The 14,410-nt window shown below is 59.6% G+C and carries 13 protein-coding genes; 5 read left to right on the forward strand and 8 right to left on the reverse strand.

Features of this window, described 5'->3' with window-relative positions; all coding sequences use genetic code 11:
* Nucleotides 1–32: 32 nt before the first annotated feature.
* Together AO388_RS22465 and AO388_RS22470 are read left to right on the forward strand one after the other, a co-directional pair.
* A complete protein-coding gene (locus tag AO388_RS22465; RefSeq protein WP_058396932.1) occupies nt 33–830 on the forward strand; it encodes an HAD-IIA family hydrolase in 798 nt (265 codons plus the stop codon).
* 28 nt (nt 831–858) lie between these two features.
* Nucleotides 859–1,599: a GntR family transcriptional regulator gene (locus AO388_RS22470; RefSeq protein WP_058417162.1), complete on the forward strand. Its 741-nt coding sequence runs from the start codon at nt 859–861 to the stop codon at nt 1,597–1,599.
* Between the two features lie 106 nt (nt 1,600–1,705).
* Here AO388_RS22470 and dhaL read toward each other — a convergent pair whose 3' ends face one another.
* The 7 genes from dhaL to AO388_RS22505 all read right to left on the reverse strand — a co-directional run bounded on the left by dhaL (nt 1,706) and on the right by AO388_RS22505 (nt 9,025).
* Nucleotides 1,706–2,356 (reverse strand): dihydroxyacetone kinase subunit DhaL, encoded by a 651-nt coding sequence (gene dhaL / locus AO388_RS22475; RefSeq protein ID WP_003434015.1) that lies wholly within the window; start codon nt 2,354–2,356, stop codon nt 1,706–1,708.
* A gap of 3 nt (nt 2,357–2,359) precedes the next feature.
* Entirely contained in the window at nt 2,360–3,361 is a 1,002-nt protein-coding gene (locus AO388_RS22480) for a dihydroxyacetone kinase subunit DhaK (RefSeq protein ID WP_010202455.1), read from the reverse strand.
* A 40-nt stretch (nt 3,362–3,401) separates the two neighbouring features.
* Nucleotides 3,402–4,517: an erythritol/L-threitol dehydrogenase gene (locus tag AO388_RS22485; protein WP_003369582.1), complete on the reverse strand. Its 1,116-nt coding sequence runs from the start codon at nt 4,515–4,517 to the stop codon at nt 3,402–3,404.
* Between the two features lie 28 nt (nt 4,518–4,545).
* The gene (locus AO388_RS22490) at nt 4,546–5,301 is read right to left on the reverse strand and encodes an SDR family oxidoreductase (RefSeq protein WP_003369584.1); all 756 of its coding nucleotides are present in this window, start codon (nt 5,299–5,301) and stop codon (nt 4,546–4,548) included.
* A gap of 208 nt (nt 5,302–5,509) precedes the next feature.
* Nucleotides 5,510–6,520, reverse strand: a complete 1,011-nt coding sequence (locus AO388_RS22495; RefSeq protein WP_003434012.1) for a substrate-binding domain-containing protein — start codon at nt 6,518–6,520, stop codon at nt 5,510–5,512.
* A gap of 43 nt (nt 6,521–6,563) precedes the next feature.
* A complete protein-coding gene (locus AO388_RS22500) occupies nt 6,564–7,541 on the reverse strand; it encodes an ABC transporter permease (protein ID WP_003369589.1) in 978 nt (325 codons plus the stop codon).
* The gene (locus AO388_RS22505) at nt 7,538–9,025 is read right to left on the reverse strand and encodes a sugar ABC transporter ATP-binding protein (RefSeq protein ID WP_003434011.1); all 1,488 of its coding nucleotides are present in this window, start codon (nt 9,023–9,025) and stop codon (nt 7,538–7,540) included. The genes AO388_RS22500 and AO388_RS22505 overlap by 4 nt, the downstream gene beginning before the upstream one ends.
* A gap of 278 nt (nt 9,026–9,303) precedes the next feature.
* Here AO388_RS22505 and rpiB point away from each other — a divergent pair, with 278 nt between their 5' ends.
* From rpiB to AO388_RS22520, 3 genes are all read left to right on the forward strand, one after another.
* Entirely contained in the window at nt 9,304–9,765 is a 462-nt protein-coding gene (gene rpiB / locus AO388_RS22510; protein WP_003434010.1) for a ribose 5-phosphate isomerase B, read from the forward strand.
* Between the two features lie 67 nt (nt 9,766–9,832).
* Nucleotides 9,833–10,813 (forward strand): sugar-binding transcriptional regulator, encoded by a 981-nt coding sequence (locus tag AO388_RS22515; RefSeq protein WP_003369595.1) that lies wholly within the window; start codon nt 9,833–9,835, stop codon nt 10,811–10,813.
* 69 nt (nt 10,814–10,882) lie between these two features.
* The gene (locus AO388_RS22520) at nt 10,883–13,258 is read left to right on the forward strand and encodes a glucose/quinate/shikimate family membrane-bound PQQ-dependent dehydrogenase (protein ID WP_058417163.1); all 2,376 of its coding nucleotides are present in this window, start codon (nt 10,883–10,885) and stop codon (nt 13,256–13,258) included.
* An 89-nt stretch (nt 13,259–13,347) separates the two neighbouring features.
* On the opposite strand, the gene AO388_RS22525 is transcribed toward AO388_RS22520, so the two are convergent.
* On the reverse strand, nt 13,348–14,121 hold the full coding sequence (locus AO388_RS22525; RefSeq protein WP_058417164.1) for a helix-turn-helix transcriptional regulator: 774 nt from the start codon (nt 14,119–14,121) through the stop codon (nt 13,348–13,350).
* Nucleotides 14,122–14,410: the final 289 nt, after the last annotated feature.

Raw genomic sequence — 14,410 nt, forward strand, 5'->3', positions numbered from 1 at the left:
ACTCGATACTTTCAGCCACAGGGAGCTTATCCATGCGCTTCGACAGCCTGCTTTTCGATATTGACGGCACACTCATGCTCAAGGGACAGCCTCTGCCGGGCGCAGCCGATGCATTGAGCTTCGCGCGCTCGCAGGGGTTAAGGCTGCAATTGCTGACCAACACCACGGCGAAGATGCCGGAGGCGCTGGCAGAGGAGCTTTGCCACGCCGGAATCGAGGTCGTCCCCGACGAAATCCAGACCGCCACCACGGCGTGTCTGGGCTATCTGCAGCAACATCCGCACCTCAAGTGCCATTTGCTGGTCCCCGATTCGATACGGCCGGCGTTCAGCGGCATCGTTACAAACGATAAGAACCCGGACGTAGTGGTCATCAGCGATATCGGCGAAGCCTTCGACTACGCCACGCTGAATCGCTGTTTCCGTATGTTGCGAGGCGGTGCTCGTCTCATTGCGCTGCAAAAAAACCTGTTCTGGTTCGATCGTGACGGGGAGCGCCTCGATTGCGGCGCCTTCATCGTCGGGCTTGAGGCCGCAGCACAGGTACAGGCCTTGGTCATGGGCAAACCGTCACCGATGTTTTTCGAGGCTGCCTTGCGCAAACTCGATACCAGCGCCAGCCGCACACTGGTGGTGGGCGACGACGTTCTGACTGACTGCGCAGGGGCGAAAGCCGTCGGTGCCAGCAGCCTGTTGGTGCGTACCGGAAAATATGACCCGAAGCTATTCGAGGCCCATCGGCAAAACGTGGATGCGGTGATTAACGGGATTGCAGATTTCCCACGCTGGTGGATGTCCGGCAATACCGCAGGTCATCTGCGCCAAGGTTAAGTAACTGGATTACAAGGACGAATCATCAATGCAGACAGCATGCGCCAAAAAATTGAAAGAGCGCTCGGAAACCATGTCCGAGCGGATTTACGCCCTGCTCAAAGAAGACATTTCCGAGTTTCGTCTATTACCCGGCGAGCGATTTACTGAAGGTGAAGTGGCCGAGCGTGTTCAAGCCAGCCGTACACCGGTCAGGCAGGCATTGTTCCGGCTGGAGCAGGAAGGCTATGTGGAGGTTTATTACCGAAGCGGCTGGCAGGTGCGGCCCTTCGACCCTCGTCACTTCGAGGAACTGTATGACGTTCGGGTGGTGCTCGAGCTGACGGCGCTTGCCAGGCTGGGTTTGATGAACCTGAGTGTCGAGCCGCTGATCGACGAACTCATACGCACCTGGCTGGTGCCGAAAAGCGAGCGTTTGAGAGACACCGATCTCTTGGCCGGGCTGGGCGAACGGTTCCATTGTGCGTTGGTCGAGGCAGTGGGTAACCGGGAAATGGCCAGGCTGCATTACGAGATTACCGAGAAGACCCGAACCATCCGGCGTCTCGAATTCAGCGCCTCCAGAATCGATGCAACGTATGAAGAGCATGGCAGTATTCTGAAGGCCCTCCTGCAACGTCGGCCGCGACAGGCGCAGCAATTGCTGGAAGCGCATGTCGAACTCAACAAGGAGGAGGCGCGCAGAGCCACCCAGCATGTCTTGCGGCGCGCGCGTTACTACGCCGAAAAGAACGGCGAGCCCGCCCGGTTGCGTGCGCAGGCGCAGTGAGGGGTTGCTGCTGTATAGATCCTCGCGCAGGATGGCCGGCGAGGCGCTGCCGGAAGCACAGCGCCGCGAGCGGCGGATTCGATTCGAGCTTTGATAGTGCGGTGTTTTAACGGTCTTTCAGCCTCGGCTGCACTGAATCCGCCAGTTGCGTCAGTATCAGGCAGCACGACACCGCGCCTGCATCCAGCACGCCGAGCGAGCGTTCGCCGAGGCGACTCGCCCGGCCTATCTTCGCGATCAGATCGCGGGTGGAATCGCGCCCTTGTGATGCTGCGCTTTTCATTGCATCGAGCGCTGCACTGAATGATTCACCCCGGGCGTGGGCCTGCTCGAAGGCTTCGACGGCCGGAATCAGTGTATCCATCAGGCATTTATCGCCGACGCCGGCTTCGGTGATGTCCTGCAGTGAAGTGAGGCCGCCACGCAGCAGTTTGGCGAAGGCCGCGGCATCGATCTCCTCGCAGCCGCGTACCTGATCGGCCATGCCGATAAACAGGCTGCCATACAGCGGGCCCATGGATCCGCCGATGCCTTCCATCAGGCTCAGGGTCAGCTCATCCAGCGCCTCGGCGAGGCTCAATTGGCGGTCTTCGATGGTACGGCCGCAGTGGGCGAAGCCCTTGGCCATATTGATGCCATGGTCGCCGTCACCGATCGCGCCATCCACTTCGCTGAGGTATTCGCGGTTGGCGACGATCACGCTCACCAGGTCGGCAACGATGGCAGTGCCATGTTGGGTAGAGAATTGCTCGCTCATGGTTCACTCCGCCTGGGTCATGCCGATGGAACGGCAAGGGTGGTCGATCAGGGTTTTCAGTTCGGCGTCCAGGCCAAGCAGCGTCAGGGTTACCCCCATCATCTCCAGCGACGTGAAGTAATTGCCCACGTAGCAACGATGGATTTTCAAGCCCCGAGCCTTCAGCAGACGCTCCACTTCGGCGTAGAACACGTAGAGTTCCATTACCGGTGTTGCTCCGAGGCCTGAAACCAGCACGACTACGCTGTCGTCCACGCTGAAATCCCGGTCGGCCAGAATCGGCGCGAGCATGCGTTCTGCCATGGCCGCCGCAGACTCGATGTCGATGACTTCGATACCCGGTTCGCCATGGTGACCGATGCCCAGCTCCATTTTGCCGTCGGGGATCTGAAAGTTGGGTTTGCCGACCGCCGCGATGGTGCAGGGCGTCAGGCCGATACCGATGGATCGGCATTGATCCACGGCCTTTTGCGCGACACGGATCACACCGTCCAGATCGTAACCGTGCGCGGCCGCAGCGCCGCCGACCTTCCACATGAAAATTTCCCCGGCCACTCCGCGTCGCTTGGCGATATCGGCTTTCGGCGCCGAGGCCACATCGTCGTTGGCTACCACGGTGCGCACTTGCAGGTCTTTGCTGGCGGCCATTTTCATCGCCAGCTTCACGTTCATATTGTCGCCCGCGTAATTGCCGTACAGGCAGGCGATGCCTGCCCCGTGATCGGCCGCGCGAAAGGCGTCGAAAAAGCTCTTGGCAGTAGGCGAGGAAAAAATCTCGCCGACCGCTACCGCATCTACCAGCCCTGGACCGACATAGCCGAGAAAGGCCGGTTCATGACCCGAGCCGCCGCCGGTAACGATACCGACGCGCCCTTGCTCCGAAGGCCGGGTTTTGCTGATGACCCGTGGATTACCGTCACTTTGCGACAGTTCGGGGTGCGCTACCAGAATGCCGCGCAGCATGTCCTCGACCACCTGGTCCGGATCGTTTATCACTCGGTTCATAACGCGATTTCCTGTGTTCTTTTTATAAGGATCGGGCGGATCAGGGTTCCAGAACCACCTTCAATGATTTATCGCCGCGCTCCATGACGGCAAACGCCTCCTTGAACTCCGCCAGGGGAAATTTGTGCGTGACGACGTCGCGCATGTCGATCTTGCGGTTGCCAATAAAATCAATGGCGCGCGGGTACATGTAGGGGCCGAGGTGAGAGCCGAGTACGTCCAGTTCCTTGCGGTCACCGATGATCGACCAGTCCACCGTGGCTTCATCGTTGAATACGCTGAACTCGACAAAGCGTCCGAGTTTGCGCAGCATCGCCAGGCCCTGATTGACGGCCTTGTGGTGTCCGGTGGCCTCTATATAGATGTCGCAGCCGTAGCCGTCGGTTATCTCGCGGATTTTCGCCTGCACGTCGACCTCGGCCGGGTTCCACACCTCATCGGCGCCCATGCGCAGGGCGAGGGCAGCGCGCTCGGGCTTCATGTCGAGAACGATGAGCTTTTTCGGGTTGCGCATGCGTACTGCGCCAATGATCCCGAGGCCCAGTGTGCCGGCACCGGCGACGACTACAATGTCGTCGAAGTCGACATCGGCCCGTTCGGCTGCGTGCAACGAGCAGGCCAGAGGTTCGATGAGAATGGCTTCGTCCGGGGCGATCGAGTCGGGCACCTTGTGAATGATGCCTTCCCTGGTAAAAATCATGTACTGGGCCATGGCACCCTGCACGTTGTTCTGAAAGCCGTAAAGGTCGTGCTTCTGGCACATCCAGTACTGTCCGTGGTTACAGAAGCGGCAGCCCCAGCACGGCACGATCTGTTCGGAGATCACCCGGTCGCCGATCTGCACGCCACGCTTTTCGGCACCAGGGCCGAGCGCCACCACGCGACAGACGAATTCATGGCCGGGAATCATCGGTGGTTTGACGTAGCGAGGCTGCTCGGCATCGCCCCAGAACGAGGGTGCGCCGCGATAGGTCTTGATGTCGCCCATGCAGATGCCACACAGCTCGACCTTGGTCAGGATTTCGTCGGGGCCGGGAGTCGGCACATCCACGGTTTCCAACCGGTAGTCTTCCGGACCGTGGCAGACCACGGCCTGCATGGTTTTCGGGATGACCGGTGAAAGTTGTTCGGCAGTGCGTTCGGTGACGGTGGACATGACGATGAACCTCACGACAGAAAATGAATTACTGGATGCTGTAGCCGCCGTCGATCACTACGTTTTCGCCGGTGATCATGCTGGCGGCGTCGCTGAGCAGGTACAGGGCCAGCCCGGCTATTTCCTCCGGCTGGGCGAAGCGGCCTGCCGGGATCTGCGTTTTGGCCCGTTCTCCGACTTCGCCCGCCCAGGCTTTTTTGCCCAGCGCGGTCTCGACGATGGTGGGCGAGATGGCGTTGACGTTGATGTGCGGCGCCCACTCCATGGCCAGGACTTTGGTCATGCCGACCACTGCGGCCTTGCTCGCGCAGTAGGCGACGTGCCTGTCCAGTCCAATGACCGCGGCCTGCGAGGCAAGGTTGATGATGCGTCCGCTGCCTTGGCCGAGCATATGTCGCGCACAGGCCTGGGCGACGAAGAAACTGGCCTTGAGGTTGATGTCCAGCGTCGTGTCCCAGGCCTCTTCGCTGACGTCAACAGCCTTGTCCAGCAGGGCAACTCCGGCACTGTTGACCAGATAATCGATGCGCTTGAAATGCTCGAAGACGCTGTCGATGGTGCTGTTGACCTGATCGATCCGGCGCAGGTCGACGGCAATACCGAGGTGCCCGCTGCCCAGGCCGGCGGCAACCTCGGCCACTGCCGGGTCACGGTCCAGCAGTGCGACCCGTGCGCCGCGTGCGACCAGCAGGCTGGCACAGGCAAGGCCAATCCCGGCTGCTCCGCCGGTGATGACCGCACAGCGGCCATTGAGATCGAACGCCTTGTTCCAGAATTCAGACATGAAGATGACTCCTGTAGCGCTGTTTTTTTGAAGATTCAAGCACGTTAGCTTTTGATTCTGGCCGAAGGCCGTGGGAGCGAACTTGTTCGCGAAGAGGCCGGTATGACCGCCGAAAATGCGTCGTTTGAAATACCGTCTTCACGAACAAGCGAAGCGTCGCCCGGTTCGCTCCCACGCCCTTCGGGCAGAAGCGGGAATCTCAGACCGGTTACTTGCCACCGCTGACCTGCTTGTACAGCGCGTCGGCGTTGGCATCGGTGACTGGCACCCACGGCAGGATGTAGTTCTTGTCGGTGCCATCGCCCCATTTGACGTCCTTGGCATAGCGCTCCCAGATCACTGACTGCGGCTTGTAATCCTTCCCGGCCAGGGTGCGAAGCGCGACATCGAGGGCACCCTGGGACTGGGCCTGGGCGTCTTGCAGGAAAGTCGTGATTTCGTTTTTCTTCGCCGCCTGGATGGCGTCAGGCATGCCGTCAATGGAGGTGATCGGCACATCGGCAGGCTTCAGATTGCGGGATTTCACCGCTTGCAGGGCGCCGAGAGCCATGTCGTCGTTTTGCGAAATGATCCCGGAAATGCCGCCGTTCTGATGCGCATTGAGCCAGTCTTCAGTCAGGGTCTGAGCTTCGGCCCGGGACCAGTTGGCGGTCTTCTTCTCGATGATCTTCATGTCCGGATGTTTGCTCAGGACCTCCAGTTCGCCTTTTTCCCGATCAATTTGCGCCGATTGGCCAATCGGTCCCTGGATGATCACCACATTGCCTTTGCCCTTGAGCTTGTCGACCATGGCCTGCGCCTGCAGCCGACCACCCTCGACATCGTCGTTGCCGACATAAGGCACCTTGTTGCCGGCAACCCGGGTGTTCGACGCGATGACCGGAATGTCGTTTTCCATTGCCCTGGCCACAGTGCCGACGCCGGCCTTGGTGTCGATGGGCACGAAAATGATCGCATCGTAATGCTGGGTGATCATGGTCTCTATTTGATTGTTCTGGGTCAGCGCATCGTAGTTACCGTCGAACACGGTGATTTTCACGGTGCCGTCCTTGACCGCCGGATGCTCCTTGAGCTCACGCACCCAGTTCTGCATGAACTGGCCCTTGAGGCCATACACCGCCGCGCCGATCTTGTAGGTCTTGCCATCGGCGGCCATGGAGATACTGCTGGCAAGCAGGGAGAACGCCGCGACCGCGGCCAGGGATGTACCGAATTTCATGATGAGAACCTCGTTATTGTTGTAGTCAGTCGTTCATGCCGGTTTAGCGTTTTTTCTTGCGCCACACATCAATCAACACTGCAAACACGATGATCAGGCCCTTGGCGACCTGCTGGTAATAGGAGGACACGCCGAGCAGGTTCAGGCCGTTGTTGATTACGCCGATCAGCAGTGCGCCGAACAGCGTGCCGACGATGCTGCCGGTGCCTCCGGACAGACTGGTGCCGCCGATGACCACTGCTGCGATGGCGTCAAGCTCGTAGGACATGCCAGCCTGGGGCAGGGCGGAGGTGGTTCTGGCGGACAGCACTACACCTGCCAGTCCGGCGAGCAGCCCGGAAACCACGTACACCGAAAACATCACCTTGCGTACGCCGATACCAGAGGTGCGTGCGCTCTTTTCGTTGCCGCCGACGGCGTACACGTAACGGCCGTAGGTGGTGTAGCGCAGTACCATCCAGAAAATCAGCGCGACCACCGCGAAGATAATGATCGGCACACCAATCGGGCCGACGCGGCCGATACCCAGCGCCAGGTATTCTTCGGGCAGGTCGGTCACCGGGCTGCCGTCGTTGAGGATGAAGGTCATGCCGCGGGCAATACTGAGCATGCCCAGGGTGGCTACAAACGGTGGAATCGAAAGATTGGCAACCATGAAGCCATTGACCACGCCGAGCATGGCGCCGGCGAACATGCCCGCACTGACTGCTGCCAGCAAACCATAGCCCTGGGTGGCGACCAAGGCGCTGCACAATCCAGCGAACGCCAGAATCGAACCGACCGAAAGGTCGATGCCCTTGGTCAGGATCACGTAGGTCATGCCGACCGCGAGAATGCCGTTGATCGAGGTCTGGCGCAGGATGTCCATCCAGTTGCGCCAGGTCATGAAATATTCGCTGGCAAACGCCAGTACCAGGCACAACAGAATGAACACCAGCGGCAGCCCGAAACGGTCGAGAGACAGGCGCAGGCGGCTGCGTGGAGACGTGGAGGCTGGGGCAATGATGGTTTTGGCATTCATGAGGCAAGACTCAACAGGACTTCCTGGGAAAGATCGGCATCGCTGCTGATAGTCACCAGCCTGCCACCCTTGAACACGGCGATTCGGTCACTCAGGCGCAGCAGTTCCGGCGCTTCTGAAGAGACCACGATGGCGGCTCCGCCAGCGCGTACGAACTGATCCAGCAGGTGATAGATTTCCTGCTTGGCACCTTCGTCGATGCCCCGGGTCGGCTCGTCGCAGAGCAGGCACACCGGTTCGGTCGACAGGCATTTGGCGAGGACGACCTTCTGTTGGTTGCCGCCGCTCATCGACGCGACGGGCAGATCCAGCGACGTCGTCTTGATCTGCAGGCGCTTGACCATGTCTTCGGCCAGCTTGTGTTCCTTGCGGGCATCGATCAGCGACCAGTTCGACAGCTGCCGGTAAGCCGACAGCGCGATGTTGGACAGGATGCTGCCACTGAGTACCAGGCCGCTGTCCTTGCGGTCTTCGGTAACCAGTGAGACGCCCGCGCGAATGGTCGCTTTGGGCAGTCCGACCGGCATTGGCTTGCCTTGCAGGGTGACGCTGCCGGCGTCAGGGGTGGTCAGGCCGTACAGGCAGTTGAGGAACTCGCTGCGACCCGAGCCCATCAGCCCGTAAATACCGAGAATTTCGCCGTGACGCACTTGCAGGCTGATGTCTTCGAACTCGCCGTTGCGGCTCAGGCCCTCGACCTTCAGGCAGCATTCGACCGCGCATTCTCGGCCGACCTTGTGATCTATACGCTGCAATTCCTGGCCGACGATGCCGCGCACCAGGTGGGCCCGGTCGATATCGGCCATGCGTCCGCTTTCGACAAAGGCGCCGTCTCGAAAGATGCTGTAATCGTCGGCAATCTGTGCCAGTTCGCTGAGGCGGTGGGAAACATAGATGATGCCCGCGCCCCGGGCGGCAAGCCGGCGGATGGCCTTGAACAGTGTTTGCGCCTCACGCTCGCCGATGGCCGAAGTGGGCTCGTCCATGATCATTACCGAACAGTCATGGCTGAAGGCCTTGGCGATTTCCACCAGTTGTATCTGCGCCACACTCAGCAAATGCATGGGGCTGGTGGCGTCGACGTCGAATTCCAGTTCGTCCAGCAGTGCACGGGTGCGTCGGTTCAGTTCCTTGCTGTCGACAATGCACCCGGCCCGACGCGGCTCGCGGCCCAGCCAGATGTTCTCGGCGACGGTCATGAAGGGGATGGGTTCCAGCTCTTGGGTGATCATCGCAATCCCGGCAGCCAGGGCATCGCCGGGGCGATTGAACTGCACTGGCTCGCCGTTGAGCAGGATGGTCCCGGCATCGCGCTGGGTGATGCCCATCAGAATGCTCAGAAAAGTGGACTTGCCCGCGCCATTGCCGCCGCACAGGGCGTGCACGCTTCCGGCTCGCAATGAGAGACGCCCGTCACGCAAGGCGGGGATGCCAGCGTAAGCCTTGGTGACGTGTTCAGCCTGGAGCAGTAATGGCTTGGCCATTGGCGTGTCCTCGTGCTGTGAATTCTTATTAGGTGCTGATGCGTTGCTCAGTGAGCATATGTGTACCAAATGAAATTCTGATCAGTCAATCTGTTTCCTGTAAAAGTTTTCAAGTGTTCGTTTAAAGGCAACCCTGCGGCAGTTCTGAGCTTTTGTTCAGGATTCGTTGGAAAACTTGCTTGACAGAACCAGGCTAATGTTTCAGAAATGACTGATCGGAATTTCACCGATTGAACATTTGGTCAGATAATAAGACCTCGGCAGCGGAGCCTGATGCCATGAACACACCTTTCCCGGTGGCTATCGGATGTGATGAAGCGGGTTATGAACTCAAGGAATTGTTGAAGCGCCATATCGAGTCGCTGGGTTATCCGGTGACCGATTTCGGTACTCATTCCACGGCACCGGTGCTTTACCCGGACATCGCCCTGGCCGTGGCCACAGCCATTAATGCCGGGCAGCAGCGGCTTGGCGTGCTGGTCTGCGGGACCGGAATAGGCATGGCCATCTCCGCCAACAAGGTCTTAGGCATTCGTGCGGCCCAGGCCCACGACACCTACTCGGCTGAGCGGGCGCGCAAGAGCAACGATGCGCAAATTCTTTCCATCGGTGCACGGGTGATCGGCGCGGAACTGGCGAAAAGCATCGTCAAATCGTTCCTGGAGTCGGAGTTCGAAGCCGCGCGCTCCGGCGCCAAGGTCGAGCGCATCAACGCGATAGAGCGTGACGGGCATCAATAGTCAGTGGACGGGACAGGGCGCGAGTAGGGAGAATGTGCCTTTGACGCCGAAACGGAAGCCCGTCCACATGAGTGACAGTACCCAGCGCATGGCCAGCGACATCGATCTGATGACTGAAGTCGCGATGCTCTATTACCTTGAGAACGTCACTCAGGAAGCCATCGCCAAACGCTTTGACCTGTCGCGCGCAAAAGTCAGCCGACTGCTCAAACGCGCACGCGATGAAGGGATTGTCGAAGTACGGGTGCTGCAGCACCCGGCGATGAACAACGAGCTGGAACTGGCGCTGGTCGAACGGTTTCAGCTGGACAGGGCGTTGATTGCAGTCGACCACAGTGACCCGGATACTCAGCGCTCGGCGGTCGCCAGTCTGGTTGCCAACTACCTCAACAAGACCCTTGGTGACGGCATGATCGTCGCCGTGGGCATGGGCCGCAATGTGGGTGCGGTCGCGGACAACGTGTTCCTGCCGGTGACGCGCAACTGCACATTTGTCTGTGCTATTGGCGGCTCGCTCAAGGCGGGCGAGTACATGAACCCCGACCACATTTGCCGCCGTCTGGCGCTGCGGTTCGGTGGCGAAAGCGAAAGCCTGTACGCTCCGGCGCTGGTCGCCAACCCTGAGCTGCGCAGTATTCTGATCAGCAACGACACTGTGCGCTCGACGCTTGACCGCGCACGGCGTGCCGACATGGCGCTGATCGGCATTGGTGACATGAGCGAAAACAGCAACATGGTGCGCATGGGCTGGTTCTCTCCGCAGGAAATCGCTCAGGCCAGGCTGTCCGGCACGGTGGGCGACATGATGGGCTATGACTTCATCGACATTCACGGCCAGCCTGCGGTCAATGCCATACAGGGCAGGGTAATCGGCCTTACCGTGCAGGAATTGTTTCGTATCCCCGATGTAGTGGCCATTGCCAGCGAAAACACCAAGGCCGCCGCCACGCTGGGCGCCTTGCGTTCAGGCGTGATCAACACCCTGGCAACCACCGTCACCAACGCCCACACCATCCTTGCCCTGGATGACGCGACACGCAAAAACTGACACTACGGACGAAATCCGTGGTCGAAAATGTCGCGGCGCAAGATTGAATAACAATAAAGGGCAAGGAAGATGATTCTCAAAGTGACCGGTATCGTGATCGCGATACTCAGCCTCATTCTGCTGTTAATGGGCGCGCAATTGGTGGCTGCTGGCGGTTCACCGGCCTACTCGGTGATTGCCCTGGGTTTGCTGGCCACAGCAACCCTGGTATTCCTGAAAAGAAAATCGGCGCTTACCCTGTATGCCGTGATGATGTGGGGGATTCTGATCTGGATCATCTACGAAGTCGGCCTCGACAAATGGCAGTGGATTCCTCGCGGCGATCTGTTTGGACTGATCGGCCTGTGGCTGGCCATGCCTTGGGTAGTGCGGCCGCTTTATCAGGCGCGCTCAAGTACCGATAACCGTCGTTTTCACCCGTTGCTTGGCGGAACGCTTTGCGCAATGCTGCTGATCGTGATTGCGCTGATGTTTCACGATCCGTACCCGCAGCAGGGGAGGATCGACAACGTGGCGACCACCCGCAGCGCCGACTCGGCAGGCAGTGATTGGGCCGCGTATGGCGGAAGCAACGCGGGCCAGCGTTTCTCCAGCCTCAATCAGATCACCCCGGACAACGTCGGCAAGCTGTCGGTGGCCTGGGAATACCATACCGGCGACCTGCGTGATGAGGACAAGGACGCCGGTGAGTACACCTTTGAAGCCACGCCGCTCAAGATCAACGATCGGGTGTACGTGTGCACGCCTCATAACGAAGTGCATGCACTGAACCCGCAGACCGGGCAACTGGCCTGGAAATACACCCCCGAGAAAAAACGCTCGTACCTGCAGCAGCACCAGACCTGCCGCGGCGTCAGCTACTATTCTGCGGCCTCCAGCCCGGCTGGCCAGCCACAACAGCCTGCTCAATGCGCCAAACGCATCATTACCGCCACCGCAGACGCCAGACTGGTAGCGCTTGATGCCGACACCGGCAACCTGTGCAGCGACTTCGGCAGCGGTGGAGTGATCGACTTGAGCGTCAACATGGGCACCATCCGCCCGCACGCGCTCATGCAGACCTCCGCGCCACTGATTGCGGGCGAACTGATCGTGATCGGCAGTTCGATCATGGATAACGGTTATAACGACGGCAACCCGTCCGGGGTGATTCGCGCCTACGACGTCATCACTGGCAGGCTGGTGTGGAATTTCGATCCGCAAAATCCGAAAAACACCCAACCCATAGCGGCTGACCAGAGCTATCCGCAGGACACGCCGGTCGCCTGGGCAACCCTGAGCGCCGATGTCAAAAACGGTCTGGTGTACGTCCCGTTCGGCAACGCTTCGCCCGACGAAACCGGCACTCGGCGTAACCCTGACAGCAATACCGAGCAGTTTCGCGATGCGCTGGTGGCTCTTGACCTGAAAACCGGTGCGCTGCGCTGGAGATTCCAGACTTCGAACAACGACCTCTGGGATCGCGATAACCCATCACAGCCCTCACTGCTGGACCTGGGAAAGGACGGCAACCGCCAGCCCGCGGTGGTATTACCGACCAAAGTCGGCAATATTTTCGTGCTTGACCGACTGACCGGCGAGCCGATCGTGCCTGTCGATCAGGTCAGTGTGCGCACCGAGGGTGGTGTCGACGGCGAGCGCTTTGCACCCACCCAGCCGGTCTCGCGACTTAACTTCATTCCTCCCGTACTGACCGAGAAGTCCATGTGGGGGGTTACGCCTTTTGACCAGATGGCTTGCCGGATCGCCTACAACACACTTCGTTATGACGGCAATCCGTGGACACCGGCCACCGAGTCGGGATCATTGATCTATCCCGGCAACATAGGCGTGTTCAACTGGGGCTCGGTGGCCGTCGATCCTGACCGCCAGGTGCTGATCGCCGCACCGGTACGTCTGGCGTATGTCTACAACCTGATCAAGCGCCCCGAGCAGGCCCAGGAAAAACGTCTGTTCACTCAGGAAGGCAAACCCTACTGGAACGAGAACTTCGACGGGGACTATGCCATCCGTATTTCCAGATTCGCCTCAAGCCTTGGCATCCCGTGCACAGCGCCACCGTGGGGAACCATGGCCGGGGTCGATCTCACGACCGGCAAGACCCAATGGATGCGCCGGGTCGGCACGACCAAAAACCTCAAGACCAGCTTCATGCAGGAGCGTTTCCCGGTTGGCTTTCCAATGGGCATGGTCGCCCATGGCGGTCCGATGGTGACAGCAGGCGGATTGGCCTTTCACGGTGCAACGGCGGATAACTTTTTCCGCGCCTATGACGTCAATAATGGCGAAATGCTCTGGGAGCATGAGTTGCCCGCAGGCGGACAATCCATTCCTTCGACGTATACCGGCAACGACGGCAAGCAGTACGTGGTCATTGCTGCCGGCGGTCACGGATCGCTCGGTACGACATTGGGCGACAGCGTGATTGCCTTTCGGATTGATTGAAGGCAGAGGCGTATGCGCGAGAAGGGCCTCTAATGGCCCTTTTTTCGTGGGGCGTATCGCTGCCCGTCAGGCACCAGAACATGCGAGCTTCAATCACCCGCCATCCAGCGTGCCAGACCATGTCGTCCGCTGACGCCCAGTTTGGCGGTAGCGCGCTTGAGGTAGGTCTCCACCGAACTGTTCTTGACCTTGAGGCGCTGTGCCATTTCAGCCACGGTGCCGCCGGTCAGCAAGCCCAGGCAGACTTCCTGCTCGCGTGCTGAAAGTGTGACCGAGTCCTGTGCCAGCCTGCCACTGAAGGCCTGATCCAGCGAACCAGGTTCCGGCTCGAGCCGCGCGGCGTTGCTGCTGGACTGAGCAAGACTCTGTGCGTGATGCTCGACCAGTGGCAGCAGCGTGTCGGAGAGACTCTTGAGCAAGGACAGCTCAGTCAGGGAAAACGCCCGCAGCGCGGTCAGCCGATAAAAGCAGATGATCAGTCGACGTTCACCGTGGCTGGACACCAGATTGCACTGGTGGGTGTTGTGCTGAGGGTGTTGCGCGCTCAGCGGGGTCCTGAGCTGGACAAGCAGCGGGGCCTGCATGTTCAGAATGCTCGAGAGCAGAGGATGGCCGGTGTCCTCGCTGTGGGGAGGATCATGCTGCAGGCCCGCGCTGCCCAGCAGATTGATACGACTGATACTGCTCTCGCGCAGGTCCAGCGTCCATTCACTGAGGCCAAGCCCGTGAATGGGCACCAGCGAATCCACCAATTGCAGCATGTGCCCGGCAAAAGTGTCGTCGCCTGTACTGGATACCAGCTTGGCCAGTTGCAGATAAAAGCGTGGGTCGTCGTTGTACTCGAAATGTTGCGCCGTGTTCATCTTGAGCTTTCCTGATTCCGACCGCGCAAAGACGGACCATGTCGACTGCTGCGCGGCAACTACTGATTGCACTTACTGATAAGCCTGATGATGGCACTTGGTCTTTGGGTATTCAGCCTAAGCTTTCATCCTGCGTCTGTAACAAAAAACAGGGACAGGATTGCAATCCGCCGAAAGTGTGTCTGCGCTGGCATTTGGCCGTACGGCACTGTCCGGGTTTAAGGGGCCATACACAGCTGGGACGGCAGTGCTTAATCCGCTGCCTACCTGCCAAGAAGGACCTTGAGTC

Source organism: Pseudomonas sp. ICMP 10191 (assembly GCF_001467335.1).
Taxonomy (GTDB): domain Bacteria; phylum Pseudomonadota; class Gammaproteobacteria; order Pseudomonadales; family Pseudomonadaceae; genus Aquipseudomonas; species Aquipseudomonas cerasi.